The organism is Sorangium sp. So ce1014 (assembly GCF_051521505.1).
GTDB lineage: Bacteria > Myxococcota_A > Polyangia > Polyangiales > Polyangiaceae > Sorangium.
Genome location: NZ_CP150356.1, coordinates 2,608,979 through 2,634,017 on the forward strand (window position 1 = coordinate 2,608,979; position 25,039 = coordinate 2,634,017).

Below are 25,039 nucleotides of genomic sequence, written 5' to 3' on the forward strand. Positions count from 1 at the left end.
CGCGTCGCGCGCGGAGCGCGGCGCGCCTGCGCTACCCTGCGGGCCGGAGCCGGAAGGCGCCGCACTCCGGGTGCTCGATGCGCCCGGCGAAGAGCGAGCCGTCGAGCGCGAGGTCGCCCTTCATGCTCACGGTGACGTAGTTGGGAGGGCGCTCGAGCCAGGCGCCGGGCGAGAACGCCGCGGTCCGCGTCTCGGGGTCGTAGCGGCCGATCATGAGGTACTTTCCCGATGTGCCGGATTCGGCATGATGGAAGTCGAACACGGCCTTGATCCGGTCGTCTTTGACCTGGAGGATCCGGAACGTCATTCCGGTCGTGCCCTGCGGGCAGTCGTAATCGCCGATCCAGGTGCGCGTCCGCTCGAACGGGCTCTCGCCGCGGGGCTCGTCCGGCACCCAGCCGTCGACGGCCACGGCTGCCGCCGGGGGCGGATCGTGGATGACGATGTAGACCGTCTCGGCGGGGGGCGGCGGCTCCGGCGCGCGCGGGTCGCCCAGGGTAGGGGCGGGGCCGCAGGCGGCGAGCAGGAGGGCAGCTCCGGGGGCGCGGCGCAGGGCAGAGCGCCGTCGAGGGGCGGAGGCGTTCGCGGTACCCATGGGCGGGAGGGTACCACAGAGACGCGCGGGGCTCGCGCGGAGACTGGACGAAAAGCAGGCGTCCGGTGCTCCTCTGGGCCGGGCCGGCGCCTTGTAGATGCATCTCGCCTGCACGCGAGACCTTGCCTCCGTACAGCATGGCGCCGGGAATGCTGATAGGATCCGCGGACATGGGCACGCAGCTCTCCCTCGTCTTCGACAATGGCCACGCGCGAAAAGCGCGAGGTGCCTTCTTCACGCCCTCTGAGTTGGCCACTTTTCTTGCGAATTGGGCAGTGCGGACGCCGAAGGACCGTATCCTGGAGCCATCGTGTGGGGAGGCATCGCTTCTCCTGGCTGCTGGCCGGCAGCTGGTGGCACGTGGCGGACGGACAACGCTCGTTGGGCTCGATGTTCACGAACCATCAATCGAAGCGGCGAAGCAGCTTCTTCGCGATGAGGAGTTAAGAGCGGACCTGCGGGTCGCAGACTTCTTTGATGAGGCGCCAGAGCGGCGGTTCGATGTCGTCCTCGGCAACCCACCTTACATCCGATACCAGTCCTTCTCGGGGAAGGACAGAGCAAAGGCCCAGCGCGCGGCGCTGGCGCAAGGCGTACGCCTGAGCGGGCTCGCCAACGCATGGGCCGCGTTCGTGGTTCATGCGGCCAGCTTCCTGCGCAGAGGCGGTCGACTCGCTCTGGTGCTACCAGCATCGCTCCTTTCGGTGAACTACGCAGCTCCGGTCCGCCGCTTCCTGCTGGACAGGTTCAAGGCGGTCAAGCTCGTGATGTTTGAAGAACGCGTGTTTCCCGACGTCCTGGAAGAGGTTGTGCTGTTGCTGGCCGAGGGCGAAGGCCCGACATCACGATTCGACCTGCACCAGGTGCGCGATCTCGAAGGGCTCGACGGCATACAAGGACCGTCCGGCGCCTCGCCGCGTCCCTGGACACCGATTGACGCAGATGACAAATGGACAGAGGCCCTGCTTCCATCGGGCGCGGCGGGCATTTATTCAGAGTTAGCCTCCGGGGTTGGCTTCAAGACACTCAGGCATTGGGGCGATACAGACCTCGGTATGGTGACTGGCAACAACCAGTTTTTTGCGCTCACGGCGACCCAGGTAGCCGAGCTCGGGCTGCGCGAGAACGAAACCGTGCGCATCTCGCCGCCTGGATCACGTCATCTTCGCGGCCTGGCGTTCTCCGATCGAACTTTTGACGAGATGGCCAGGGAAGGAAGCCGCGTCTACCTGTTCTATCCGGACAAGAACAAGCCATCCAAGGCAGCGAAGCGGTACATCGAGCTCGGCGAGAGCCAAGGTGTCCACAAGGCGTATAAGTGCGCCGTGCGGTCGCCCTGGTGGCGCGTGCCGACGGTGCGGGTAGCGGACTTGTTCCTCACCTACATGAACCACGATGTTCCGAGGCTCGTACACAACAAGGCCAAGGTCGCGCACCTGAACTCGATTCACGGTGTCACGCTGAGTCGCGGCGACCGCGGATTGGGAGCGGATCTCCTTCCGATCGCCATGCTGAACAGTCTGACCATGCTTGGAGCCGAGTTGGTCGGGCGCTCCTACGGCGGCGGGATCCTGAAGATCGAACCGAAGGAGGCCGACGTACTCCCGATGCCCTCGCCGGAGATACTCGAGATTGTCGGACCTGCTCTGCGCAGCCTGCGCCCACAGCTCTCCAAACTGCTCCGGAACAGCCAGCTCGCGGAGGTGGTTCGGTCTGTCGACGAGGCGCTCCTCGTTGGTGGCCTGAAGCAGAGTCGTGAAGACGTCATGGCGCTGTCCGAGGCGCGCAACATGATGGCGGCCAGGCGGTCGTCCCGCGCGGGGAAGACGCCGCGATGAGCCGCGCCAACAATCTCCTTGTGACAGCTCTCCGTAAACTTGGATCGAAGCCCGGAGCGTCCGCTTCTCAAGCAGCCAAAAAGCGATTCTCGGAGCAGCTCTCGGAGTACGTAGCTCAGGCGCTTGCGACGGAGCTACGGTATCGGGGCCTCCGAGGTACGAAGCCGGATCTCCCCGGAGGAGCTAGCACCAGAAAATCTACGTTTCTGAACGCGCACGAGTCCTTTCGGCTGTTCACCAACCGCAACGATCCGGCCGGTCGCGACGAGCAGTTCGAGCGCTTCTACATCGTGCGGCATGGCCCGGGAGCCGAAGAGCCAGCGGTCCAGTCCTTCGCAGCCGGTGACCTTCCCGTCTCCTCAGCCGATCAGCTCGTCGCCACCACCACGCCCGAAACGATCTTGGTAACCCTGGGGGTGACGAACGACTCACCCAGCGCTCGGGCTGTCCGGAATTCCGCGGTTTGCAGCGAGCGCCAACACGCACCGCGCCACCCCGCTCCGGCTCGACGCCTCGCCCGCCGCCGCCCTCGACCCCGTGCCCCGTGCCGCGCTCCTCGACCCCGGCGAGCGCGCCGCCGCGAACCCGCACCCGTTCCCAGCGCGCCGCCGCCACCACGGGCGCCGAGCTCGCCGCGGGGTCGTCGGTGGGTGGCGAGCCCGTCGAGCCGCCACCGCGCGCTCGCAGAGCCCGATGACGCCGGCATCCCCTTCTGACGCACGAGCTACCCGCTGGACGCTGCGCGTCCCTCCATCTCCGTGCGCGGAGGTCCCTCAATTCTCGCGGTTATGCTCAAGCACGCGGTCTACCTGGCCGAGGACGCGACCGACCTAGCGGTCTACGTCCAGCCGGCGGCGCGCCTCGACGCGATCAAGGCGGACGGGTGGGAGATCGAGGAGGAGGCGGCGGCGCTCCGGGCTTGGCTACGGGACAGGATCGATCGCCATGGACGCCCGGGCTCGGTGGAGCGAGACTGACCATCGCAGGAGACGGCTGCGCGTACAGCCGTTTGAGTAGTAATGGGATTCCAACGTTAAGCTCGACGAGTTCGGAGAAGGTCCGTTTTCGAAGCGAGGCGATGATCCAGCTCAGGGTGGTGCGATACGGGCCCGTTCGAGCAGCGCCACATACCAATCCCGGCGTGGGTCTCGCTTCGGCGGCTCGAAGTTCCCACGCCACCGAAGATTGGAGGAGACCTCCACCAACTCGCCCGCGCTCCACTGTAACGAAGACGCCGCATCGTGTACGAGATCGAGCGTTGATATGAGCTCGATACCCGGGAAAATGTCGGCCGCGACGTTTCGCTCTTTGCGATCGTCCGTGACAAGCGGGACCTTCATGACGCCCGCGAGCGCGATGCATGAGGCGTCCGTATCCTTGATGCGAAGGGCGCAGGTCACGAAAGCATCGACGAGCGCTTCCGTGTCCAGCGCATGAGTTTCCAGGCAACCCGCTGAGCGGAGGGCACCGGTGGACGCTGGCTCCTTACGCCGCACGCCGTCCTCGTCGGGCGCCGTCGTGAGGAACAGCGGCTCGCGGCTGACCTGAGGCGTCTCGAGTAAGAGCAATCCAAGTGACTCAACGATCTCTAGCTCCCGCGCGGTGGCGAGCAGGTTAAGCGTGCAGCATGCATCGATGACGACCCGCTTCTTGTCCATCGCCGTCCTCAAGCCGTACGAAGATCGGCGCCAGAAAAGTCCACCGGCAGCTGCGTACCGTCCTCAAGCCGAATACGCCCCCTGTCCTGGTAAATCGCACGCGCTGTGACCAGGTCCGTGGCGAGGAACTCGGCAAACTCGCTCTCGCTGAGAAGCTCCTGGTCGTAAGCGGCCACCGCGAGATCGACATAGCGTTTTGGCAAGCCCAGCTCTCTCGAAGCCTGAACTTTGACCGCTCCGGAACGATCTCGCAGTTCTCGGGGGCGCAGCCGGCTCTGTAGAATCCTCTCGTAGCTTCCTCGCGGCAGGAGACGCAACTCTTCGAGCCTCAACGCCATGGCCTGGAAGGAGACGCCGAATGCCTGCGCCATGTCGCTTAAGTCGACCGGCGTAAACTTACCTGCACGGCAGCGTTCCGCAAAGCGTTTTTGAACGCCAGTCGCGGGCAGCAGGAATTCCCTAGCGAAGGCCTCCGGGAAGATCTCGTCAGGCTGCTTGAGCGGATCGTCCTCTTCTAACACATCTCCCGCTTCACGGTCCCGCAGGAAGTGACCAACTTCATGCACGAGCGACCATCGCTGGCGCTCGATGGGATGCGCACGATTGATTGCAACGCATGCGCCGATGTCGTCGCTCCAGATGAGAAATGCGGAGAGCTTGGGAGGAAGACGATCGAGATAGAAGATACGAAGTCCTGCCTCGACCTCGAAGCGGTCGTCGAGCGCCATCGCTGCATCATCCCCTAATCCCAGCATCCCCCGCACGGCCCGCGCAGCGTCTTCTCCCTCAAGTCGAGGGTCGAGCCCGAACCCTCCGGCAGCGTCAACACGGTACGTCTGAAGCGTTTCGAGCGGAGCTCGAGTACGACGCAGTTCATGCAGCCGTTCGAGCTCGACATAACGAGACCCGAAGAATCTAAGCCGCTCGACGGATTCGACTATCATGGCCGCATTCCGATCAACTGAGCTTACTCGGAAACGCGGCGATAGCTCGGTCCGAACATACCCCTCGCGCAGCAGGTCGTGGACGGAAACCGCGAGCATCTCGCTCAGCCTCATGAGCTCGGTATTCGAAGGGCGCCGCTCACCTTTCTCGATAGCCACCAGCGTAGTGCGCGCTAAGCCGAGGCGCTCTGCGACCTGCGCCTGCGTCAACTTCGCCCGCTTCCGGGCATCGGTAAGCCGCTCACCCAGTTGCTGCGAAGAGATCACTTTCTTTCTCCTTTCGAGGGCGCTTCAGTCGCGGTTGAATTACGGGGCACGCGCGGGCCAAGAACTCGGATAGCTCTTGATGGTACGTTGCGTACATGGCGAGAACTCTGCACTGTGCCTCGTTGGTTGTCAAACTGTCTTCCGTCGGTGGACACGCAGCGAATCTGGCATCGGGGTCTAGTTCGACGAGGTCGCCGAAGATCAGACATTTCGCAAGCTGATCAGCATGATACTGAAATGCACGGATCTCGTAGAGCCCATGGCGACGAGTTGGAATATCACGATAGGACGTTGGGTCGTTGGCTAAACCCGCCGCGAACAGTGCGACACGACGGAAGATGCAGGACGTACATAGTCCGCAGTGAGCCATCGCGTCAGGCTTGTGACCTTCGCCCTCATCGCAGGACATCGCTACTCTCGCCAGCTGAGGCAAGGCTGCACCGGTTTCGCGACAGAGTGTACCCTTCGTATGAAAGAAGAACGGCGCAACGACCCGCACGCTACGGTCGAGCACGAGGGAGAAGAGCTTGCTTGCCGATGCAAGCGTGAATGGATGCATAGCACGCGTCCCTTGGCTCGCGACTTGAGCCGATGAGGTCGGCAGGTTGATGCATCCGACTCCCGTCTCGTAGACATTGACCGTCCCTAGTCCGAGGCTCGACGCACAGGCGGCACCCATCGCAAGGAAAAGCAAGCCGCGGCTCCGTTGTGATACCTCCATTTCTCTCCGGGTTCGATGAGTTCCGCGAAGTTGGTGGACGAGTTTAACCCATCTTAATTTTACTCCAAGTTCGCGAAGACATGCGAGCCCATCGGCCTGCGCTTTGCCGCGCACTTCGTTTCCGCACGCAGATACTGCGACATAGGTTCCGTTGTTCGCGATGCTTCGCGCATACAACCCCGCCACGGAGTCGAGGCCGCCACTGAAGAGCGCCACTTCCGTCGGAGGTTCTCCGTCAGCTGGAAAGAGCACCTGCTGCTTTGCCGCCGGCAGCGCTCCTTCGAAAGAGAGCTCCCAAGTATCATCGGTCATAAACGACAGCAGTCTTTGCAATGTCTCAACCGCCAAACACCATCGTGCCGGATCCTCCACGGCGATCTGGACGCGGATCTCACGTTGCCAGGCGAGATCGCGTGCGATACCGCGCATTTCCGGCGGTCGGCGAGGTGATAGTCGATCCGCGTCTAGCAGTGCAGCGGCGACGCGGAGCAGATCCCGTTCCCGGCCTCCGAAGGGACCGAACCATGTCGCGGTTCTCTGAACACCGTCCAGCATAACGGCGCCGGCCGATCGCCAAGAGCCATCCCCGGCGAGAGTGCGGATACGGCCGGCAGCGTCAACATGGTAGCTGTACTCTGGGTTCCTCATTGGAAGCCTCCCAAGAGATCGGTTTCAGGCGTGATTCGAGGGTGTCGACGAGCGAGTCCGAGGCGCTTCGCGTCAGGCCTGCTCTGCATGACTTCCGCTGCGGAGGCAGCGATTGGCCGGAGCAGCTTCTGAACCTCACGCACGCGCTCGCTGCCGTGCTGCTCGCGAAAGCCATCTCGGCCGCTGATGATGGCTCGGTCGAGTAGTTGCTCGCAAAAACGGGTTAGTATGACCCGTTCGTCAAACACGCCGCGAAGTACACATTTCTGGATCTCGTTCTTTAGAATCAGGTCAAGAACTCCGCCCTTGACGTCGGCGACAGCCGCTACGATGCGTTGGCTGGAATGCTCACCGAGCATCCGGGCGAACAGAGGAGAGGCGCTGATGTTCCGAACCTCGCGGAGTACGAGCGGTAGGGAGGGCACACCGTCCGCAGCGGCGACTAAGATATCGAGGCAGCGTTCAGCCGGATACGGGTCCCACCCGCAGCCGTCGAGCGCACGCAACGCCGCTTCACCCGCGTCGCGACCAATTTTACTCACCCGGCCGAAGACATCGCCGTCCACACACTGAGCATACGTCTGGCGTTGACAAAGTCAAGTCTGATTTTCGTGGAGACGCTCTCGGTTTGACATTGTCGCCGCCCCCCCCGAGCGCGCTCCGCATCCGCCGCGCCATGAAGAGTCCGCACCGCGCCACCCCGCTCTGGCTCGACGCCTCGCCCGCCGCCGCCCTCGACCCCGCACCCCGTGCCGCGCTCCTCGACCCCGGCGAGCGCGCCGCCGCGAACCCGCACCCGTTCCCAGCGCGCCGCCGCCCCCCACGGGCGCCGAGCTCGCCGCGGGGTCGTAGGTGGGTGGCTCGAGGCCTCGACTGCCATCGTTTCCTGGAGGAGGCCGCGATCTGTTGCGAAGGAGAGGGTTCGGTGATGGAGTGCCCCCATGGACCACGACTCCGTACTTGCGCTGTTTGATCAGCAGATCAGACAGGGGTGCTCGGGTGAGCTGGCGACTGGACGATCCGGCTTCGCCCGCCACGCCGTACGGGCGGATGGCTCGGACGGGAGCTGGGCGACCATCGTCTGGTCCGACCTCGACGAGTCGACCGTGGACCTCGCGATCGCCGAGCAGCTCGCACGCTTCGCACCGCTCGGGCGTGCCTTCGAGTGGAAGCTTTACACCCACGATCGGCCGGCAGACCTGGGGCAGCGGCTGGCCGCTGCCGGTTTCCATCCGGAGCCGGAGGAGGCGCTGCTCGTCGCCGATACCGCCGAGCTCCCCACCGAGGTCGTGTTGCCCGAAGGCGTGCGGCTGCTCCCCGTGACCGATGCCGAGGGCGTGCGCCTGGTCGTCCGGGCGCACGAGGCCGCCTTCGGTACGGATCACTCTTCGCTGGAGCGCAGGCTTGTGACCCAGCTGGCAGAGGAGCCCGAGGCGATGGCCGCCGTCGTCGCGATGGCCGGCGACGTCCCCATCTGCGCTGGCAGGGTCGAATTCCACCGAGGGACGCAATTCGCCAGCCTCTGGGGCGGCGGGACCGCGCCTGCGTGGCGTGGCCGCGGCGTTTACAGGGCGCTTGTCGCGTACAGGACCCGTCTCGCGGCCGAGCGCGGTTATCGTTACCTCCAGGTCGATGCTCGGCCCGACAGTCAGCCGATCCTGTCGCGGCTCGGGTTTGTCCGACTCGGCACGACCGTCCCGTACATTTACGAGCGGTAGGCGGCGGGCAGCGAGGCATGGCTGTTCGAAGCATCGGCGGAGCGCTGCGGGATGTGCGGAGCGCCGAGCCATGTCGGAGGATCGGCCCAGGGCTGACCTCGCATGAGCCATCAGTACACAAGCACAGGCTCGCAGAGCGCTTCGCACTCTCCCCCTCTCCGCCCAGCGCCGCCCTCACCCCCCGGAGATCAGCGCCCGCAGCGCCTCCGCTTCCCGCTTCGCCCGCGCCACGATCGGCATCAGCCCCACGAGGCACCCCACCGGCACCTCCCTCGCCAGGATCACCCCATTCTGGCTCCGGAACACGCGCACCCCGCGCGCCCTCAGCCGCGCGGGGCTGATCTCGAGCATCACGGCGACGTTCGCGCGCTTGCCCACCGTGCTTTCCGGCGCGTCAGTGCAGTGGACGTGCGTGCGCGCCGCCGGTCGGATCCCCTCGCGCGCGATGCTCCGGACCGCGTCCACGCTTGTGCCGTGCCAGATCGACGCGTCGCCGTGGACCTCCTCCCATGACGCCTCCAGGCCGGCGAGCGTCACCGGCATCCCCTCGCGCGAGTGCCCTTGCGAGGCGCGCACCCGGTCGCCCCGGATCTCCAGGCGGTTCTTCGTGTTGTTCTCCACCGCCTCGTCGAGCTGCGAGCGCCCTATCCCGAGCGCCCTCAGCGCGTCGTCCACGGCCACCCAGCCCGCCTCGTCCATGGCGACGCCCAGCGAGGGCGCCCCGTGGCGGAGCAGCCAGGAGAGCTTCTTGCTCGTGTCGGTCAATCGATCGCGGCCCATCGTCAAGCTCCATCCTTTGCAGTGCGGCCGGAGCCGCGACCCGCGCACTGCGCGCGAGCCGCTCGACCCGCGCGGGCGGGCTCCGGGAGAGATCCTGATCGGTCCAGGAATCGGAACATCGGACGGAAGGAAGAATAGACTCCCCGCTATCCTCCGGAAGCAGTATTTCTGGATGCGCTATCGCGTTTCGCGATAGCGTCCCGGCATGCTCAACCTCGACTGGCTCGGCGCCTTCGTGGTCTTCACCGAGCACCTCAACTTCACCCGCGCGGCGCGGGCGCTCCACCTCTCGCAGCCGGCGCTCCACGCCCAGATCGGCAAGCTCGGCGAGGCGCTCGGCGTCACGCTCTACCAGCGGCGCGGGCAGCGGCTGGAGCTCACGGCCGACGGCAAGCGCGTCGCCGCCTTCGGGCGCGAGGTGGGCGAGCGGACGCGCTCGTTCCTCGGCGTCCTTCGCGACGGCGAGAGCCGGGAGCCGGTGGTGCTCTGCGCCGGCGAGGGCTCGTATCTGTACCTGCTCGGCGAGGGGATCCGCGCCTTCACCGGGCGCGCCGTCGCCCCGCTCCGCCTGCTCACGCGCGACCGCGAGGCCACGCTCGACGCCGTCGTGACGGGCGAGGCGCACCTCGGCGTCGCGCCGCTCGAGGGCGCGCCGGACGGGCTCGCCGCCGACCGCCTCACCGAGGTCGAGCTGGTCCTTGTCGTCCCAGGGGCGCACCCGCTCGCCCGGAAGCGCCGCGTCCTGCTGCGCGATCTCGAGGGGGCGCGGCTCGTCGTCCCCGGGCCCTCGCGGCCTCACCGGGCATTGCTCGCGCAGGCGCTGCTCTCGGCGGGCGTCCGCTGGGAGCCGGCGGTCGAGGCGAACGGCTGGGAGCTGATGCTCCACTTCGTCCGGCTCGGCGTCGGCATCGCCGTGGTCAATGCCTGCTGCCGCCTCCCGCGCGGCCTCGTCGCGCGCCCGTTGCCCGAGCTGCCGCGCAAGGTCTTCTATGTCGTCCGCCGGCGCGGGGTCGAGCTCCAGGGCGCGCCGGCGGAGCTCCGTGATGCGCTGCTCGCGCACGGGTCGGCGTGGCAGCGCAAACACGCGCTCGGCGCGCTCGGCAGGACGTCGAGCACGCCGGCGCGCCGGCGCTGAGCGTTCTGTACCCGACCTCCGGGGCTCAGGCCGCCTTCCTGGACTTCGACTTGCCCTGCTTCGCCTTCTTGCCGCCCATCTCGTCCGGGCGCCTCACCAGCTTGGAGAAGTTGCTCGGCTCCCCGTCCGCCGTCTCCTCCTGGTACACGAAGGCGAGGTTCGACTCCTCGAACTTGGCGAAGAAGTCCTCCCACGAGATCTCCTCGAGGGAGCCCTCCCCGCTGTAGCCGGGGAAATCGATACGGAGGATGCCAGGCTCCCCGTCCTTCTCGGTGCTCTTCACCGTCGCCGGGCGGCCTCCGCGCGATTCGGCCCACTGGCGGATCTCGTCGTGATCGATGGTCATCTTCGATGAACTGGCCGACATGATCGTCCCTCCCGTGCTCGTACGTTGATTCTCGCGAGGAATCGCAATCTACGTGCCAGAGGGTCAAGCGAGGATCCGGACAGGCGATGATGAGCTCGGCCGTGAGCGCGTCTGACGGCGGACGAGCGGGCAGGGCGATGGCTCGACCGGCCGGAGGGCGGCGCCGCGCCGCGCCGCCTGGAGATACCGCGTCACGCTCTCTGGATGGCGCGTCGCTCTCTCTGGAGGCGGGCGTCGTCCCGTGTCCGCCGTCCAACCTCCTCCTCTTCCGTCAAACCTGCCGTGGAACCGCCAAACCCGTTGACGTCACGGGCTCCACCCCTAGCTTCCGCGAAGACGTACCGCTCGGCGACGACAGCGTGGAGGAGGAGGGGCCCACGAAGACCAGAATCATTCATGAAGTCCGGGAGCGGCTCGCACAAGGGGGCTGGCGATCCGTCTCCGTCCGAACGTTGGTTCTCATCGGTGGATGGTGGGCGCTGACCGAGGGGGATCGAGCCGGGCTTGCCTTTGGCGTGCCAGTGGTTCTTCTCGCCCTCTTCACGAGCGTGTGTTTGCCGTCGCCCCGCGGGCCTCGGTGGAGCCCGCTCGGCCTGCTGCGGTTCATGGGGTTCTTCCTCACCGGCTCGCTTCGTGGCGGCCTCGATGTCGCCCACCGCGCGCTCGCGCCGCGGCTCCCCATCTCGCCGGTGATCATCCGGGTTGTGCCTCGCCTGCCCGCGGGTCCGGCCCGGCACCTCTTCATCGGAGCGATGAACGTGATGCCCGGGACGTTGAGCGTGGATATCGCGGGCGATCATCTCGATATTCATGTCCTTGTCGACAGCGGCGATGAGCTTGTCCGGCAGCTGCGAGCGCTGGAAGAGCACATCGCCCGCGCGCTGGGCGAGCGCCTGGAGTGTCCCAGTGCATGACGTGAGGACCGGCGTCGCCGTCTTTCTCTTGCTGAACGTCCTCGCTGGCCTCGTGAGGATCGCACGGGGCCCCACGCTCGCCGATCGCATCCTTGTCGCGCAGCTCTTCGGCACGACCGGCGTGACCGTGCTCCTGCTCGGCGCCGCGGATCAGGGGATGTCGGCGCTGCGAAACGTGGCCCTGATCTTCGCCCTCCTCGCGCCGATCACGGTCGTGGCGTTCGTCAATCACGCCTTCGGGCGGTGGACAGGGGGCGACTCGTGAGGAGCGTGGAGGTCGCTTCCGGTGCGCTCTTCGTGGTGGGCGCGTTCTTCTTCTTCGCGGGGACCGTGGGGCTCCTGCGGTTTCCGGATGTCTACACGAGGCTGCACGCGCTGACGAAAGCGGACAACCTCGGCCTGGGCTTCATCGCGGCGGGCCTCGCGCTGGAGGCCGGCGAGCTCTCGGTGGCGCTCAAGCTCGGGATCATCTGGGCGCTCGTGCTGCTCTCCAGCGGCATCTCCTGTCCAATGATCGCGCGGGCCGCGTTGCGTGGCGGACTCCGACCCTGGAGGAGACCATGAGCGGGGTCGACTGGGCGATGGACGGAGTCCTCGCGTGCGCCCTCCCCGTCCTTGCGTGGCGCGTCCTTGTGACCGATGACCCGCCGGAGGCCGTGGTGCTCTTCATCGCCTTCGGCCTCCTCTCCGCGGTGGGCTGGGCTCGCCTCGGCGCCCCGGACGTCGCCCTCGTCGAAGCGGCGGTCGGCACGGGCCTCACAGGCGCCCTGCTCATGAGCGCGCTCGGGTGGCTCGACCCGGCGCGGCGGGCTCCACCGCCGCCTCCCCGGTACCAGCGCGCCTCGCTCTCGCTGCTGCTCGCCGGGCTCGCCCTCCTCCTCGGTGCGGTCGTGTTCTCCTTGCCAGACCCGAGCCGCGGCCTGAGCGACGAAGTGCTCGCCCACCTCGCGCCGACCGGGGTGTCCTATCCCGTCACCGCGGTCCTCCTCAGCTTCCGTGGTTATGACACGCTCCTGGAGATCATCGTCCTGCTCACGGCGGCGATCGGGGTGCAGTCGCAGCTTCGGCCGGAGGACGCGCTCGGCGACGTGACCCGGGCAGGGCCCTTGCTCCCCGTGCTGCTCCGCATGCTCATCCCGGGCATCGTCCTTGTCGCCGGCTACCTGCTCTGGAGCGGTGCGCGCGCGCCTGGCGGGGCGTTTCAGGCGGGGGCGATCCTCGGCGGGGGGGCGATCCTCCTGCTGCTCGCGGGGACCGGTCCACCACTCCGCATGTCCTCGACCGTCGTGCGCGCCGCCTTGCTCGTCGGCCCGGCCGTCTTCCTCGCGGCCGCCGGGGCGCCGCTCTTCGCCGGTCGGCATGTGCTGGAGTACCCGCCCGAATGGGCCGGGGCGCTGATTCTTTGCATCGAATCGGCCCTGACGATCTCGATCGCCATGGTCCTCGCGATGTTCTTCCCGCCGACGAGGCGCCCGGATCGAGCGGGGGTGCGGGCCCACGAGGAGGACAGGGCGTGAGCCAGTGGACCCTCTATGCCCTCTCGGGCGTCGTCGTGCTGGCCGTGGCGCTGTACGGGCTCTTCTCCTCCGAAGACCTCGTCAGGAAGGTCATCGCCGCCAACCTCGTCGGGAGCGGCGTGTTCCTGTTCCTCGTGGCGCTGGCGCGGCGGGCCTCCGGCGGCATCCCCGATCCCGTGCCCCACGCGCTCGTCCTGACCGGGATCGTTGTGTCCGTGAGCGCGACGGCCCTGGCGCTGGCCCTGGCGAGGCGCCTCGGCGGCGCGGCGGACGACACACGGCCCTCCGGCTCCATCGAGAGAGAAACGGATGCGCCATGAGCGCCGCGCTCCCCTGGGCGATCCTCGTCCCCCTGATCGGCGCTGTGCTGTGCTTGCTCTCGGGTCCGCGCGGCGAGCGATGGATAGCCGGCGCTGCGATCCTGGGAACCCTGGGCCCCGTCTGCGCGGTCGCAGGGGCCGTCAGCACGAGCGGGACGCTTCGCCACGCTGCAGGCGGCTGGGGCGCGTCGCTCGGCATCGACCTGCGTGCCGACGGCCTGGCGGCGGTGATGCTGCTCGCCGTCGGCGTCGTCGGCGCTCTGACCTGCGCGCAGGCCATCCGGGATCCGCGGGCCAGCCCTCGCCCGGGAGGTGGGTTCTTTTCACTCTGGCTCTCCGCGTGGGCGGCCCTCAACGCCCTCGTTGTGTCGGCCGACCTCTTCAACCTGTATGTCACGCTCGAGCTGACGACGCTGGCGGCGGTCGGGCTCATCACCATCCGCGGCGACCGCGAGGCCCTCCAGGCGGGGTTACGTTACCTCCTGTTCGCGCTCCCGGGCTCGCTCGTTTACCTGCTCGGCGTCGCGATCCTTTACGGGATGTACGGCACGCTCGACCTGACCGCCCTCGGCGCGCGACTCGCCCCGGACCGGACGACGTGGACCGCGCTCGCGCTGATGATGGTCGGGCTATGCCTCAAGACCGCGCTCTTCCCGCTTCACGCGTGGCTCCCACCGGCCTACGTGAGCGCGGGGTCGACCGTCAGCGCGTTCCTCGCCGGGCTCGTCGGAAAGGGCTCGTTCTACGTCCTCTTGAGGATCTGGCTTGAGGTCGTTCCAGCGGAGGCTGCGCCCCGGGCCGGACAGGTCCTCGGGATGCTCGGCGCCGCGGGCGTCCTCTGGGGTTCGCTCCTCTCGTTGAGGCAGCGACGACTGAAGGCGCTCACCGCCTATTCGAGCGTGGCGCAGATCGGCTATCTCTTCATGGTCTTTCCGCTCGGCGTCCCGAGCGCCTGGGCGGGCGCCGTGTACCTCGCGATCTCGCACGCCGCCGCCAAGGCATCCATGTTCCTGGCAGCCGGCGCGATCCATCGCACGCTCGGCCACGACGAGCTCGATGGACTGCGAGGCCTGGCCCACCGCCTCCCGGTCACCTTCGTCTCCCTGGCGCTCGCGGGCATCAGCCTGATGGGTATGCCGCCCAGCGGGGGGTTCGTCGGGAAGTGGCTGCTCCTTCGTGCGGCCATCGATCGCGGCCAGTGGGGGTTGGCCGTCGTGATCCTGGCAGGCGGGCTGCTCGCCGCCGGCTACGTGTTCCGGGTCCTGCGCAGCGCGTTCCTGCCGCTGCCGCGCGAGGCGCGCCTCCGCCCGCTGCCGCGCGGGGCCGAGCTCGCGGCCCTCGCGCTCGCCCTGCTGGCGCTCCTGCTCGGCGTCGCGCCGAGGGGCCCGCTCGAGCTCCTGGGCGTGGGCCTGCCGTCATGAGCCTTCACGACTCCATTCCCCTCCTGGTCGTCCTGAGCTCTCTCGTGCCCGGGATCGTCATCTTCCTGCTGGCCGAGGAGCAGCGTACCACCCGGACGACCCTGAACCTGGCCTCGGCGTTCGTGAAGCTCGCGCTCACGGGCATCCTGGTCTGGGGTGTCGGGCAGGGCCAACGCTACGAGACGCGCCTGCCGTTCCTCCCCGGCGCGGACCTGCTCCTTCGCGCCAGCCCTTTCAGCATGCTCTTCGTCACGCTCTCGGCGGTCCTGTGGCTCGTCACGACCGTGTACGCGGTGGGCTACCTCGAGGGGTCGCCGAACCGTAGCCGCTTCTTCGGTTTCTTTTCGCTGAGCGTCGCCTCGACGATGGGCGTCGCGCTCGCCGGGAACCTCCTGACGTTCCTCGTCTTCTACGAGATGCTCACCCTCTCCACGTACCCGCTCGTCGTTCACCGCGGGACCCGGGAGGCGCTCCGCGCAGGCGATCTCTACCTTCGCTACACGTTCTTCGGCGGGGCGTTGCTCCTCGCGGGCGTGGCGTCCCTGTACGCGCTCGTGGGATCCCTGGAGTTCACCGAGGGGGGAGCGCTCCCGCAGCTCGTCGCGGAGCAACACAGGTCCACGCTCATCGTCGTGTTCGTGCTCCTGATAGGAGGCCTGGGCGTGAAGGCCGCCCTCTTCCCGCTGCATGCCTGGCTGCCCGTGGCCATGGTCGCTCCTGCCCCGGTGAGCGCCCTTCTCCACGCGGTCGCCGTCGTCAAGGCCGGAGCGTTCGGGATCACGCGCGTCGTGTACGACGTGTACGGGGTCCGCCTCGCTCATGAGCTCGGCGTCACCGGACCTCTCGCGGTCCTCGCCGCGACGACGATCCTCTACGGCTCTCTCAAGGCCCTCGCGCAGGATGACCTCAAGTCGCGGCTGGCCTATTCGACCGTCAGTCAGGTCTCCTACATCACGCTCGGCGTGGCGGCGGTCGGCACGCTGTCCACCATCGGGGGTATCGTTCATCTCGTCCATCAGGGGCTGATGAAGATCACGCTGTTCTTCTGCGCCGGGAACCTGGCCGAGGAGCTCGGGCTCCACAGGGTGAGCGAGCTGCGCGGCGTGGGCCGACGAATGCCCTTGACGATGGGCGCGTTCACCCTGGCGGCGCTGGGGATGATCGGCGTGCCGCCGCTCGCCGGGTTCGTGACGAAGTGGTATCTCGGGGTGGGCGCGATCGAGGCGAACCAGCCGTGGGTCCTCGGCGTCCTGATCGTCAGCAGCCTGCTGAACGCCGCCTACTTCTTGCCGATCCTCTACGATGCATGGTTCGGGGAGCCGACGGCGACCTGGCCGGCGGCCTCGGGCCGCGCGGAGACGGGGCTGTTCCTGCTGTTGCCCCCGCTGGTCACGGCGGCGCTCTGCCTCGCGGTCGGGGTCTTCGCCGCCACGCCGCTGAGCCCCCTGGCATGGGCGAAGTTGATCGCCGCCCGGGAATTCCTGCCGTGACCCTCGTCGACCTCGCTGCCTGGGCGACGATCGCGGCGTTCGCGTTCCCCCTGCTCCTCGCGGCGGGGATGCCGATACGCCCCGTGCGGCCCCTCGTGGTGGCGCTCGCCCCCTGGGCCGCCTTGCCGGCGCTGATCCTCGCCGTGGGCCTGCACGGTCGCGCGACCCTCGACTGGAGCGCTGCGGTCCTCGGGATGCGCTTCGGGTCTCAAGGCACGGTGACGCGGGGCTTTCTGCTCTTCACGGCGTGCCTGTGGCTCGTGTCCAGCCTCTTTGCGCGCGCCTCCCTGGCGGACGATCCGCGTCGCGCTCGTTTCTGGGTCTTCTTCCTCGCGACGTTGAGCGGGAACCTCGGGCTCGTGCTCGCCCAGGACGTGGCGAGCTTCTATCTCTTCTACGCGCTCATGACCTTCGCCGCGTACGGGCTCATCGTGCACGATGGAACCGACGCGGCGCGCCGCGCCGGCCGGGTCTACGTCGTGATGGCCCTCATCGGCGAGATGTCGCTCCTGACGGCGTTTCTCCTCATCGTCGGCGCCGACATCAACGTTGGCCTGCAGGACGTCCCTCGCGTGGTCGCCGCCTCGGCGCGCCGGGAGCTCGTGGCCGCCCTGCTCCTCGTCGGGTTCGGGGTCAAGGCTGGAGCGCTTCTCCTGCACATGTGGCTGCCGCTCGCGCATCCGGCGGCGCCGGTCCCGGCGAGCGCGGTCCTGAGCGGGGCGATGATCAAGGCCGGCGTCCTCGGCTGGCTGCGGTTCCTGCCCCTCGGCGTCGTGGCGCTGCCCGTCCACGGATCCGTGTGCCTTGTCGCCGGGGTCGCGGCGGCTTTCTTCGGGGTCGCGGTCGGGCTGACACAGCGGGAATCGAAGACGATCTTGGCCTACTCCAGCGTGAGCCAGATGGGCTTCGTGACGGCCACGCTCGGCATCGGCCTCTCGAATCCAGGCGCCGCTGCCGCGGTGGGCGCGGCGATCGTCTTCTACGCGATGCACCACGCGCTGGCGAAGGGAGCGCTCTTCCTCGGCACCGGCGTCGCCAGGGCGACGGGCTCCGGCTGGCCGGGGCGCCTCGTGGCCCTGGGCCTGTTGTGGCCGGCCCTCGACCTCGCGGGGGCGCCGCTCTCCAGCGGGGCCCTCGCGAAGATCTCGCTCAAGAATGTTGTGGCACAGGCACCCTGGGGAGCCACGTCACTGCCCTGGTTCCTCTCCTTCGCGGCCGTCGCCAGCACGCTTCTGATGGTTCACTTCCTGCGTCGCACGATCCCTCGCTCGGCGGAGCGCCTCGTTCCCGGGGCGGGGCTGTGGGTCCCCTGGGCGTCGCTGATCCTGCTCGACCTCGTCCTGCTCGTGAGGCCACCCGTTGCGCCGGCGGATCTCGGGGTCTTCGTTGCCCCGGCCGAGCTCTGGTCGGCGGCCTGGCCGGTGCTCGTGGGGGTCGTGATCGCCGCTGTTGCCGGGCGGCTGCAAGGCCGAGTCCCACACGTCTGCGCGGAGCTCCCCTCTGGAGATCTGCTCTACTTTGTCGATGCCGTCCTGATGAAGCTTCAGCGGGTCCTTCTTGCGGCCCGGGACGCGTGGGCCAGCCTGGCGCTCCGGCCATGGCGCGCGCGGGTCGTTCTCATCGAGCGGTCCTCGGAGCGCCTCCTGCTGGGAGCGGAGAGGGCCGAAGTGGCCCTCTCGGCGTTCGGGGCGATCGGTTTGTTGTTCCTCTTCCTCATGCTCCTCGTCATCGCCGCGCAGCTTTTCTAGAGCGGGGGCTCGGTCGCGTCGGGTACGGCGACCCGCATCAGGAGGCCAAGCGGCTCCTCCTCTGCTACCTAGAGTCGAGCGGCGCATCGCGCGCCGTCGAGGGCCGAGGAAGTGACCGCTTACCACCTGCTCCTCCGGGTCGCCGCGCTCGTCGCGGCCACGACCACCGCCTCGGGCGCGGTCGCGCGCCCGCCCGTGCAGGAGCACGTCCTGCCGGCGGCGCCCGTGCAGGAGCACGTCCTGCCGGCGGCGCCCGCGCCCGAGCCCGCGGCCTGGCGCGCCCTCGTCGTGGGCGGCGGCCCGCGGCCCCCGATGAACCAGGTGGCCATCGAGGGCCACATCCGCTACTTCCAGTCGCTGCTCCCGGCCACGGTGGAGCGGCGCGTCCTCTTCGCCGACGGGCGCCGGGGCACGCGGAGCGTGCAGTTCCTCGACGGCCACCGCATGCGCTACCGCGCGCCCAGGCTGCCGCGCATCGACGGGGCGACGACCCGCCCCGGGTTCGACGCGATCTGGCGCCGGTTCGCCCGAGCGCGCCCGGCCGACCCGCTGCTCCTGTACTTCGCCGGCCACGGGAGCCCGGATCCGCGGCGCGATCTCGACAACAACGTGTTCGACCTCTGGGGCGGCGGGGCGCTGTCGGTGCGCGACCTCGCCGCCCGCATGGCGGAGCTGCCCGGCGGCACGCCCGTCGTCCTCGTGATGGCCCAGTGCTTCTCCGGCGCCTTCGCGAACCTCCTCTTCGAGGGCGGCAGGCCCGACGGCGAGCTCGTCGAGCGCGACGTCGTGGGGTTCTTCGCGGCGACCCGGGACCGCCCTGCGTCGGGCTGCACGCCCGAGATCAACGAGGCGGATTACACCGACTTCAGCAGCTACTTCTTCGCCGCCCTCTCGGGCGTCGATCGCCTCGGGAAGCGCGTCCGCGGCGCCGATTTCGACCAGAACCGGTTCGTGGGGATGAACGAGGCGTTCGCGTACGCCCTCCTCCACCAGGCGACGGGCGATGTGCCGGTCGCGACGTCCGATGTGTTCCTGCGTCGCTTCGTGAACAAGCCCGATCACGAGACCATGGCGACGCCCTATTCCCGGGTCCTCTCGTGGTCGAGCCCGGCGGAGCGGGCCGCCCTCGAGGGCCTCTCGGACGCGCTCGGCCTCCGCGGCGAGCACCGGCTGCGGGCGGCGTACGACCGCGAGTTCGGGCCCGGCGCGGGCAGGAGGGACGTGGAGGACGTGACGTCGGCGCACCGGCTGCGGTTCATCCGGCTCGCCAAGAGCGTGGTGCTGGCGAGGACGCTGCGGCAGAGCGCCGACCGCGCCCTGATCGCGCGCTTCGAGCGGCTGCGCGCCGCCGAGGCGCGCAACCCGCTCGCCGAGGCGAAGGCGGCGGGTCAGGTGCGACAGGGCACGAGGCGGCGCGCCGCGCGGTGACCCGGGGGCGGCCTCGCCCGCCTGCCACGGGGGCTCCTGTCAGGGCGCGAAGGGCTCGTCCCACAGCATCACGATCAGATCGGTCACACCGGGGTCGATTCCCATCTGCGTGAGCAGGGTGGTCACCTGGCCGCGGTGATGGGTCTGATGATTGAAGAAATGGCCCACGGCCCACCAGAGCGGATGGGCGTGGACCGCCTCGCCCCGCGTGTAGGTCAGGTCGCCCGAGAGGGCGCGCTCGTCGATCTGGCGCACCCAGGCGAGGATGTCTGCGTCCGTCCTGGCGCGCTCGCGGGAGAGAGCGTCGAAGTCCGCATAGAGCTCCTGCGACATCGCGGTGATCTCGATGGCCTTGCCGCTCGCATCGCGCGAGGTGAACCGCTCGACGTCGCCGGTGAAGCGCGCCATCCACCTGCGGTCGGCGAGCAGGAGATGGTTCAACGTGCCGTGGATCGACCTGAAGAACGCCCCGCGATCGCGCTTGCGCTCGACGTCATCGAGCTTGCCGACCAGCGCAAAGAGCCTGTCGTTCATCCACAGGTTGTAGCGGGCCAACGCGCGGTACTGGTCGATCCAGGTCATGAGCGAATCCTTGTTCGAGGGGGGTGGCCGGATTTGAACATGAAGGCGGGAAGGCGGGAAGAAAAGATCAAGATAGCGCTTGCTCGGTCCGCTATGGCGGACTATTGTCCTCGATAACAGACACGTGGCGCTCGGGGGAGATCTCCTTCTCGGAGCCGCATTTCCCGATCTCCACCTCTTCACAAGGAGCCACGATGGTCAGCCTTGCGCTCGATTCAGCTGTCCTGGCCGAGACGTACGATCGCGTCAGCGATCGGCAGTTCAACCACGGGAAGCTGCTCATCGAAGATCTCCAGATATCCACGGGCGAGAGCGTCCTTGACGTCGGGTGCGGGACGGGTCGGCTCGGGGCACATGTCGCCGAGCTTGTCGGCCCCTCCGGTGAGGTGTCCGGGGTCGATCCGCTGCCGCTCCGCGTCGCGCTGGCGAACGGGAAGCGCAGGCCGAACTTCAGCGCCAGCGTCGGCCAGGCCGAGGATCTCTCGCAGTTTGCCGCCGGGAGCTTCGATGTCGTCTTCCTGAACAGCGTGCTCCACTGGCTGCCCGAGAAGCTCGGCCCGCTGCGCGAGGCGCGCCGCGTGCTCAAGCGGGGAGGGCGCCTCGGCATCAGCTCGGCCGCCAGGGAGCGCCCGCACGACTTCGAACGGGTGCTCGCGGACGTGCTGTCCTCTCTCGGCGTGACCGGCACCGCGGAGGCGCTCGGCAGCACGCCCCACAAGGTGACCTCCGACGATCTGAGGAGCACCTTGCTGCTTGCCGGCTTCGAGGACCCGGAGCTCCAGATCCGCTCCTTCACCGACCACTTCACGGACACGGACGACGTGATCGCGTTCTACCTCGCCAGCTCGTTTGGCAACTTCCTGTCCAACCTTGCTCCGGCGGACGCCGCGCGGGTGAAGCCGGCGCTCGCGGCCGAGCTCGAGCGCCGTCGCGCGCCGGAGGGGATCCGGCTGCAACGTCACCTGATCTTCACCGTCGCGCGCGCGGGCGGCTGAGGCCGAGGAGCAGCGCGCGCTCACCGATCCGCACCGGCCGTCCCCGGTGCTCTATCGCGCGATCGGCGAGCCGTCCCCGAGGTCGCGCGCGCCGGTTGCGTGGCCGCTCGCCTCTGCGAGGATACGGCCCCGAGAGGGGCCGGGAGCTCGGCGGAGCGCCGTCGGGCGGCGCTGGTCGAGGAGAGCCGGCCTCCCGGAGGGCAGGTGAGCGAACGACTCGACGTTGAGGTGCTGGACCGCCGCGAGGCGCTCGAGGCGCTGCGGGAGCCGTGGAGCGCGCTGTGGGAGCGCTGTCCGGCGGCGACGGCATTCCAGCGGCCGGAGTGGCTGATCCCGTGGTGTCGCGAGCTCGGGCCCGAAGAGGTGCTGGCCCTTGTCTTCCGGTCGGAGCAGGGGCTCGTCGGCATGGCGCCCCTCGCGATCCACCGCACCGGCGAGGAGCGGGTCGTCGCGCTGCTCGGCGCCGGGATCACCGACTACAACGACGTCCTGGCCGCGCCCGGGTACGAGCGCGCCGTCGCGGAGGCGGTGTTCGCCTGCCTCGACGAGCGCGCGGACGCCTGGGACGTCGCGGATCTCCACGACCTGCGCGGATCGTCGCCCCTGTTCGCGGCCGAGGCGCCCTCCGGCTGGTCGGACGAGGTCGAGAAGCTCGAGGCGTGTCCGAGGGTGACGATCCCGGAGGGCGCCGGGCCGGACGACCTGTTCTCGCCGGGGATGCGCGCGCGCGTCAGCCGCGCTCGGAAGCGGCTCGCGCGGGCCGGGGCCTTGCGCGTCGACGTGGCCGACGCGGCGAGCGTGGACGAGCTGCTCGACGCGCTGTTCGCGAACCACCGGGCGCGCTGGATCTCGCGCGGCGAGGGCGGCGTGCTGGACGAGGCGCTCCGGCCGTTCCACCGCGCCGTCGCGCGGGGGCTGTGCGCGCGGGGCGCGCTGCGGCTGTTCGGCCTGCGGCTCGACGGGCGGATCATCGCGTCGCTTTACGGGCTGTCCGAGCGGGGCGGGCTCGCGTCCTACATCACCGGCTTCGATCCGGAGCTCGCGTGGTACAGCCCGGGGCTCGTGATGCTCGCCAGCGCGATCGAGCACGCGGCGCGCGAGGGCGCGCGGACCGTGGACTTCCTCCGCGGGCGCGAGCCGTACAAGTACGAGTGGGGCGCCGTCGATCGCTGGACGTACCGCCGGCGGCTGCGGCACCGGGGCGCGCGCGAGGCCGGGCGGCCGGGCGGCCCGGAGGCCGGGCAGGGCGAGCTCGAGGGCGCGGTGAGGGCCGTGATGTCCGGCGAGGTGTCTTCGGAGGTCGGCCTGGTGCGGCTGCTCGGCGTCGCCGGGGACCTCGCGGCCGTGGCGCGGGCGATCGAGGCCGCGCGGCCGGCGGCGGGGGAGGGGGAGCCCGCGGCGCGCCTCGAGGCGCTGCGCCGCTGCCTGGACGAGCGGCGCGCCGCGTGCGCGACCGTGGCGGAGATGCTGGGCGCGCACCGGGACGCGGGCGTCGCCGGGGCGGACGCGCCGGCGCGCGCCGCGCGGCTGTTCGACGAGCTCTGCGCCCGCTCGGAGGAGGCGAGCGTCGCGGCGTACTCGCTCGGCGATCCGGAGATCCTCGAGCGGGCGACGCGGGAGGTGGTCGAGCTCCTCGAGCGGTGGGGCGCGATCGGGGAGGGCCGCGCGATCCTCCAGATCGGCTGCGGGATCGGCCGCTTCGAGGCGGCGCTCGCGCCGCGGGTGCGCGAGGCGTGGGGGCTCGACGTCGCACCGCGGATGATCGAGGCCGCGCGGCGGCGCTGCGCGGGGCTGCCGAACGTCGTGCTGGCGGTCTCGTCGGGCGTCGACCTCGGCGACGTGCCGTCTGCCCGCTTCGATCTCGTGTACGCGGTCGACTCGTTCCCGTACCTCGTGGCGGCGGGCGCGGCGGTCGTGGATCGGCACGTCGCGGAGGCGCGTCGGGTGCTGCTGCCGGGCGGGGAGCTCGTCGTCCTGAGCTACTCGTACCGGGGCGACCCCGCCCGCGACGCGGCCGACGTCGCGCGGCTCGCGGCCCGCCACGGGTTCGACGTCCTGGTGAGCGGCGAGCGCGCGTTCTCGCTGTGGGACGGGCGGGCCTACCGGCTGCGGAGGCTCGAGCACCGCTGACGACCTCTCGACGCCGACGCCATGCTTTCTCTGGAAGGGCGCGCTCGATCGGCAGGCCTGGTACCGCCTGATCCGACAGCAACGCGGCGCGCCGGGCCTCATCCAACGTCGACGAAGCGCAGGTGGAGCGTCGTCTCGGCGGCAACGCCGGTCGACGCGCGGTCCGCCTGAACCGTCGAGGTGGCTCGTCGGCCGGGCGCGGCCGCTGCCGCGCTTCGATCCGCGCGGAGGCAGCCGGCCACAGGAGAGATGAAGATGGAGGTGTCGTTGTCCAAGCGTACGACCGCGGAATTCCTCGGGACGTTCTGGCTCGTGCTCGGCGGTTGCGGCAGCGCCGTGCTGTCGGCCGCGGTTCCCGGGCTGGGGATCGGCTTCCTGGGCGTGGCGCTCGCGTTCGGGCTCGCCATGTTGACGATGGGGTACGCGGTGGGTCACATCTCGGGCGCTCACTTCAACCCCGCCGTCACCCTCGGTCTGATGGTCGGCGGACGCTTCCCCGCGAGGGATCTCCTGCCGTACATCCTCGCCCAGGTCGCCGGCGCCATCGTCGCCGCCGGGACCCTCTACGCCATCGCCAGCGGCGCCGCCGGGTTCTCCGTGAGCGCCGGCTTCGCCGCGAACGGCTACGGCGCGCACTCGCCCGGCGGATACTCGCTCATGGCGAGCCTCGTGGCCGAGATCGTGCTCACCTTCGGCTTCGTGATGGTGGTCCTCGGCGCGACCGATCTCCGCGCCCCGATCGGGTTCTGGCCGATCGCCATCGGCCTCGCGCTCACGCTCGTTCACCTGATCGGGATCCCGGTCACGAACGTCTCGGTGAACCCGGCGCGCTCGACCGGTCCTGCCCTGTTCGTCGGCGGGTGGGCGCTGGCGCAGCTCTGGCTGTTCTGGCTGGCCCCGCTCGCCGGCGGCGCGCTCGCGGGGGCGCTCTATCCGTTGCTCGTGGGCGCGAGGCCGGCCCGCGCCGCCGTCGCGCCGCGCCCGACGATCTGAGCAGGGGATGTCGGGGAGGCCGGGCGGGAGAGCTCGGTCGGCGGGCCGAACCGGTCCCAGCCGAGCTTGGCCGTGAGCACGAGCCCGAGCACGACAACGAACCACCGCACCTTCCTCGGCTCGATGCGCCGCGCGACCGAGGCGCCGGCCAGCGAGCCGACCACCGCCGCCGCCATCATGATCGGCGTGGCGACCCGGTCGACCGCGCCCGCGAACAGGAACGCGATCGCGGCCACCCCGTTGATCAGGGTCGCGAGCACGGTCTTGATCGCGTTCATCCGGTGGATGTCCACGTTGCCCGCGAACGACGAGAGCAGCGCCAGCATCATGATGCCGATGCCCGCGCCGAAGTAGCCGCCGTAGACGCTCACGAGGAACTGGAGCAGGAACACGAGCCACGGCCGCGAGGGCAGGGCGAAGTCTTCCCCCGCGCCCGCGCCGCCGTCCTTCGCCGAGGGCCTCGCCGGGCGCAGGTTCTGCCAGAGCAGGAGCAGCGTCGCGACGAGCACGAGCCCGGGCACCGCGGCGTCGAACACGCGCTGCGGCGTCACGAGCAGGAGCGCCGAGCCCACGATGCCGCCGAGCAGCGACGGCAGGAAGAGGACGCCGAGGACCCGGTAATCCCGGGTGAGCTCGCGGCGGTACGCCCACGCCGACGCGAGCGACGCGGGCGTGAGCGCCACGGCGTTCGTCGCGTTCGCGGAGAGCGGCGAGAGCCCCGCCGCGATCGCCGCGGGGAACGACACGAGCGTGCCGCCCCCGGCCACCGCGTTGATGACGCCGGCCACGGCGGCGCCGCCGGCGAGGAGCGCGGCTCTCGTCAGATCCAC

Annotated in this window: 25 protein-coding genes; 16 read left to right on the forward strand and 9 right to left on the reverse strand. The window is 69.3% G+C overall.

The genetic code is table 11. The annotated features are described in order from the left end of the window. Positions 1-31 precede the first annotated feature (31 nt). Entirely contained in the window at positions 32-595 is a 564-nt protein-coding gene (locus WME75_RS09990; RefSeq protein WP_437489045.1) for a hypothetical protein, read from the reverse strand. Positions 596-765: 170 nt separating this feature from the next. On the opposite strand from WME75_RS09990, the gene WME75_RS09995 reads away from it, so the two are divergent. Both WME75_RS09995 and WME75_RS10000 read left to right on the forward strand, forming a co-directional pair. Then, positions 766-2,433, forward strand: a complete 1,668-nt coding sequence (locus WME75_RS09995; RefSeq protein ID WP_437489047.1) for an HsdM family class I SAM-dependent methyltransferase — start codon at positions 766-768, stop codon at positions 2,431-2,433. 788 nt (positions 2,434-3,221) lie between these two features. Further along, on the forward strand, positions 3,222-3,410 hold the full coding sequence (locus WME75_RS10000) for a hypothetical protein (protein ID WP_437489050.1): 189 nt from the start codon (positions 3,222-3,224) through the stop codon (positions 3,408-3,410). A gap of 111 nt (positions 3,411-3,521) precedes the next feature. On the opposite strand, the gene WME75_RS10005 is transcribed toward WME75_RS10000, so the two are convergent. The 4 genes from WME75_RS10005 to WME75_RS10020 all read right to left on the reverse strand — a co-directional run bounded on the left by WME75_RS10005 (position 3,522) and on the right by WME75_RS10020 (position 7,237). Beyond that, complete coding sequence (locus WME75_RS10005; protein WP_437489052.1) at positions 3,522-4,091, reverse strand: hypothetical protein; 570 nt, start codon at positions 4,089-4,091, stop codon at positions 3,522-3,524. 8 nt (positions 4,092-4,099) lie between these two features. Beyond that, the gene (locus WME75_RS10010; RefSeq protein ID WP_437489055.1) at positions 4,100-5,302 is read right to left on the reverse strand and encodes a helix-turn-helix domain-containing protein; all 1,203 of its coding nucleotides are present in this window, start codon (positions 5,300-5,302) and stop codon (positions 4,100-4,102) included. Then, positions 5,277-6,452 (reverse strand): 7-cyano-7-deazaguanine synthase, encoded by a 1,176-nt coding sequence (locus WME75_RS10015; protein ID WP_437489057.1) that lies wholly within the window; start codon positions 6,450-6,452, stop codon positions 5,277-5,279. The genes WME75_RS10010 and WME75_RS10015 overlap by 26 nt, the downstream gene beginning before the upstream one ends. 215 nt (positions 6,453-6,667) lie before the next feature. Then, positions 6,668-7,237 carry a hypothetical protein gene (locus tag WME75_RS10020; protein ID WP_437489060.1) on the reverse strand — a complete coding sequence of 190 codons (570 nt, stop codon included), beginning with the start codon at positions 7,235-7,237 and terminating at the stop codon, positions 6,668-6,670. Positions 7,238-7,612: 375 nt separating this feature from the next. Here WME75_RS10020 and WME75_RS10025 point away from each other — a divergent pair, with 375 nt between their 5' ends. Continuing rightward, positions 7,613-8,389 (forward strand): GNAT family N-acetyltransferase, encoded by a 777-nt coding sequence (locus WME75_RS10025; RefSeq protein ID WP_437489063.1) that lies wholly within the window; start codon positions 7,613-7,615, stop codon positions 8,387-8,389. A 174-nt stretch (positions 8,390-8,563) separates the two neighbouring features. Here WME75_RS10025 and WME75_RS10030 read toward each other — a convergent pair whose 3' ends face one another. Then, the gene (locus WME75_RS10030) at positions 8,564-9,169 is read right to left on the reverse strand and encodes an RNA 2'-phosphotransferase (RefSeq protein ID WP_437489066.1); all 606 of its coding nucleotides are present in this window, start codon (positions 9,167-9,169) and stop codon (positions 8,564-8,566) included. Between the two features lie 205 nt (positions 9,170-9,374). Between WME75_RS10030 and WME75_RS10035 the strand changes: the two genes are divergently transcribed. Then, a complete protein-coding gene (locus WME75_RS10035) occupies positions 9,375-10,304 on the forward strand; it encodes a LysR family transcriptional regulator (protein WP_437489068.1) in 930 nt (309 codons plus the stop codon). Between the two features lie 25 nt (positions 10,305-10,329). Here WME75_RS10035 and WME75_RS10040 read toward each other — a convergent pair whose 3' ends face one another. After that, positions 10,330-10,671, reverse strand: coding sequence for a hypothetical protein (locus WME75_RS10040; protein WP_437489071.1), 342 nt, complete (start codon positions 10,669-10,671; stop codon positions 10,330-10,332). 137 nt (positions 10,672-10,808) lie between these two features. Here WME75_RS10040 and WME75_RS10045 point away from each other — a divergent pair, with 137 nt between their 5' ends. The 9 genes from WME75_RS10045 to WME75_RS10085 all read left to right on the forward strand — a co-directional run bounded on the left by WME75_RS10045 (position 10,809) and on the right by WME75_RS10085 (position 19,509). After that, positions 10,809-11,585, forward strand: a complete 777-nt coding sequence (locus tag WME75_RS10045) for a Na+/H+ antiporter subunit E (protein WP_437489074.1) — start codon at positions 10,809-10,811, stop codon at positions 11,583-11,585. Then, the gene (locus WME75_RS10050; protein WP_437489077.1) at positions 11,578-11,850 is read left to right on the forward strand and encodes a monovalent cation/H+ antiporter complex subunit F; all 273 of its coding nucleotides are present in this window, start codon (positions 11,578-11,580) and stop codon (positions 11,848-11,850) included. The genes WME75_RS10045 and WME75_RS10050 overlap by 8 nt, the downstream gene beginning before the upstream one ends. Further along, the gene (gene mnhG, locus WME75_RS10055) at positions 11,847-12,149 is read left to right on the forward strand and encodes a monovalent cation/H(+) antiporter subunit G (protein WP_437489080.1); all 303 of its coding nucleotides are present in this window, start codon (positions 11,847-11,849) and stop codon (positions 12,147-12,149) included. The genes WME75_RS10050 and mnhG overlap by 4 nt, the downstream gene beginning before the upstream one ends. Further along, positions 12,146-13,102, forward strand: coding sequence for a hydrogenase subunit MbhD domain-containing protein (locus WME75_RS10060; protein ID WP_437489083.1), 957 nt, complete (start codon positions 12,146-12,148; stop codon positions 13,100-13,102). Before mnhG ends, WME75_RS10060 begins: the two co-directional genes overlap by 4 nt. Next, entirely contained in the window at positions 13,099-13,422 is a 324-nt protein-coding gene (locus tag WME75_RS10065) for a cation:proton antiporter subunit C (RefSeq protein WP_437489086.1), read from the forward strand. Before WME75_RS10060 ends, WME75_RS10065 begins: the two co-directional genes overlap by 4 nt. After that, the gene (locus WME75_RS10070) at positions 13,419-14,843 is read left to right on the forward strand and encodes a complex I subunit 5 family protein (RefSeq protein WP_437489087.1); all 1,425 of its coding nucleotides are present in this window, start codon (positions 13,419-13,421) and stop codon (positions 14,841-14,843) included. Before WME75_RS10065 ends, WME75_RS10070 begins: the two co-directional genes overlap by 4 nt. Then, the gene (locus WME75_RS10075) at positions 14,840-16,333 is read left to right on the forward strand and encodes a complex I subunit 5 family protein (protein ID WP_437489089.1); all 1,494 of its coding nucleotides are present in this window, start codon (positions 14,840-14,842) and stop codon (positions 16,331-16,333) included. Before WME75_RS10070 ends, WME75_RS10075 begins: the two co-directional genes overlap by 4 nt. Next, positions 16,330-18,081 carry a complex I subunit 5 family protein gene (locus WME75_RS10080; RefSeq protein WP_437489092.1) on the forward strand — a complete coding sequence of 584 codons (1,752 nt, stop codon included), beginning with the start codon at positions 16,330-16,332 and terminating at the stop codon, positions 18,079-18,081. Before WME75_RS10075 ends, WME75_RS10080 begins: the two co-directional genes overlap by 4 nt. A gap of 111 nt (positions 18,082-18,192) precedes the next feature. Then, on the forward strand, positions 18,193-19,509 hold the full coding sequence (locus WME75_RS10085) for a hypothetical protein (RefSeq protein ID WP_437489095.1): 1,317 nt from the start codon (positions 18,193-18,195) through the stop codon (positions 19,507-19,509). 39 nt (positions 19,510-19,548) lie between these two features. Here the strand turns inward: WME75_RS10085 and WME75_RS10090 are convergent, their stop codons facing one another. Beyond that, the gene (locus WME75_RS10090) at positions 19,549-20,091 is read right to left on the reverse strand and encodes a DinB family protein (protein WP_437489098.1); all 543 of its coding nucleotides are present in this window, start codon (positions 20,089-20,091) and stop codon (positions 19,549-19,551) included. Between the two features lie 194 nt (positions 20,092-20,285). Here WME75_RS10090 and WME75_RS10095 point away from each other — a divergent pair, with 194 nt between their 5' ends. The 3 genes from WME75_RS10095 (at position 20,286) to aqpZ (ending at position 24,209) form a co-directional block, all read left to right on the forward strand. Further along, positions 20,286-21,086, forward strand: coding sequence for a class I SAM-dependent methyltransferase (locus WME75_RS10095; protein WP_437489101.1), 801 nt, complete (start codon positions 20,286-20,288; stop codon positions 21,084-21,086). Positions 21,087-21,290: 204 nt separating this feature from the next. Next, on the forward strand, positions 21,291-23,216 hold the full coding sequence (locus WME75_RS10100; protein WP_437489104.1) for a GNAT family N-acetyltransferase: 1,926 nt from the start codon (positions 21,291-21,293) through the stop codon (positions 23,214-23,216). 261 nt (positions 23,217-23,477) lie between these two features. Beyond that, positions 23,478-24,209 carry an aquaporin Z gene (aqpZ, locus tag WME75_RS10105; RefSeq protein ID WP_437494783.1) on the forward strand — a complete coding sequence of 244 codons (732 nt, stop codon included), beginning with the start codon at positions 23,478-23,480 and terminating at the stop codon, positions 24,207-24,209. Here the strand turns inward: aqpZ and WME75_RS10110 are convergent. Beyond that, positions 24,146-25,039 (reverse strand): sulfite exporter TauE/SafE family protein, encoded by an 894-nt coding sequence (locus WME75_RS10110; protein ID WP_437489107.1) that lies wholly within the window; start codon positions 25,037-25,039, stop codon positions 24,146-24,148. The two genes, aqpZ and WME75_RS10110, sit on opposite strands and share 64 nt — an antisense overlap.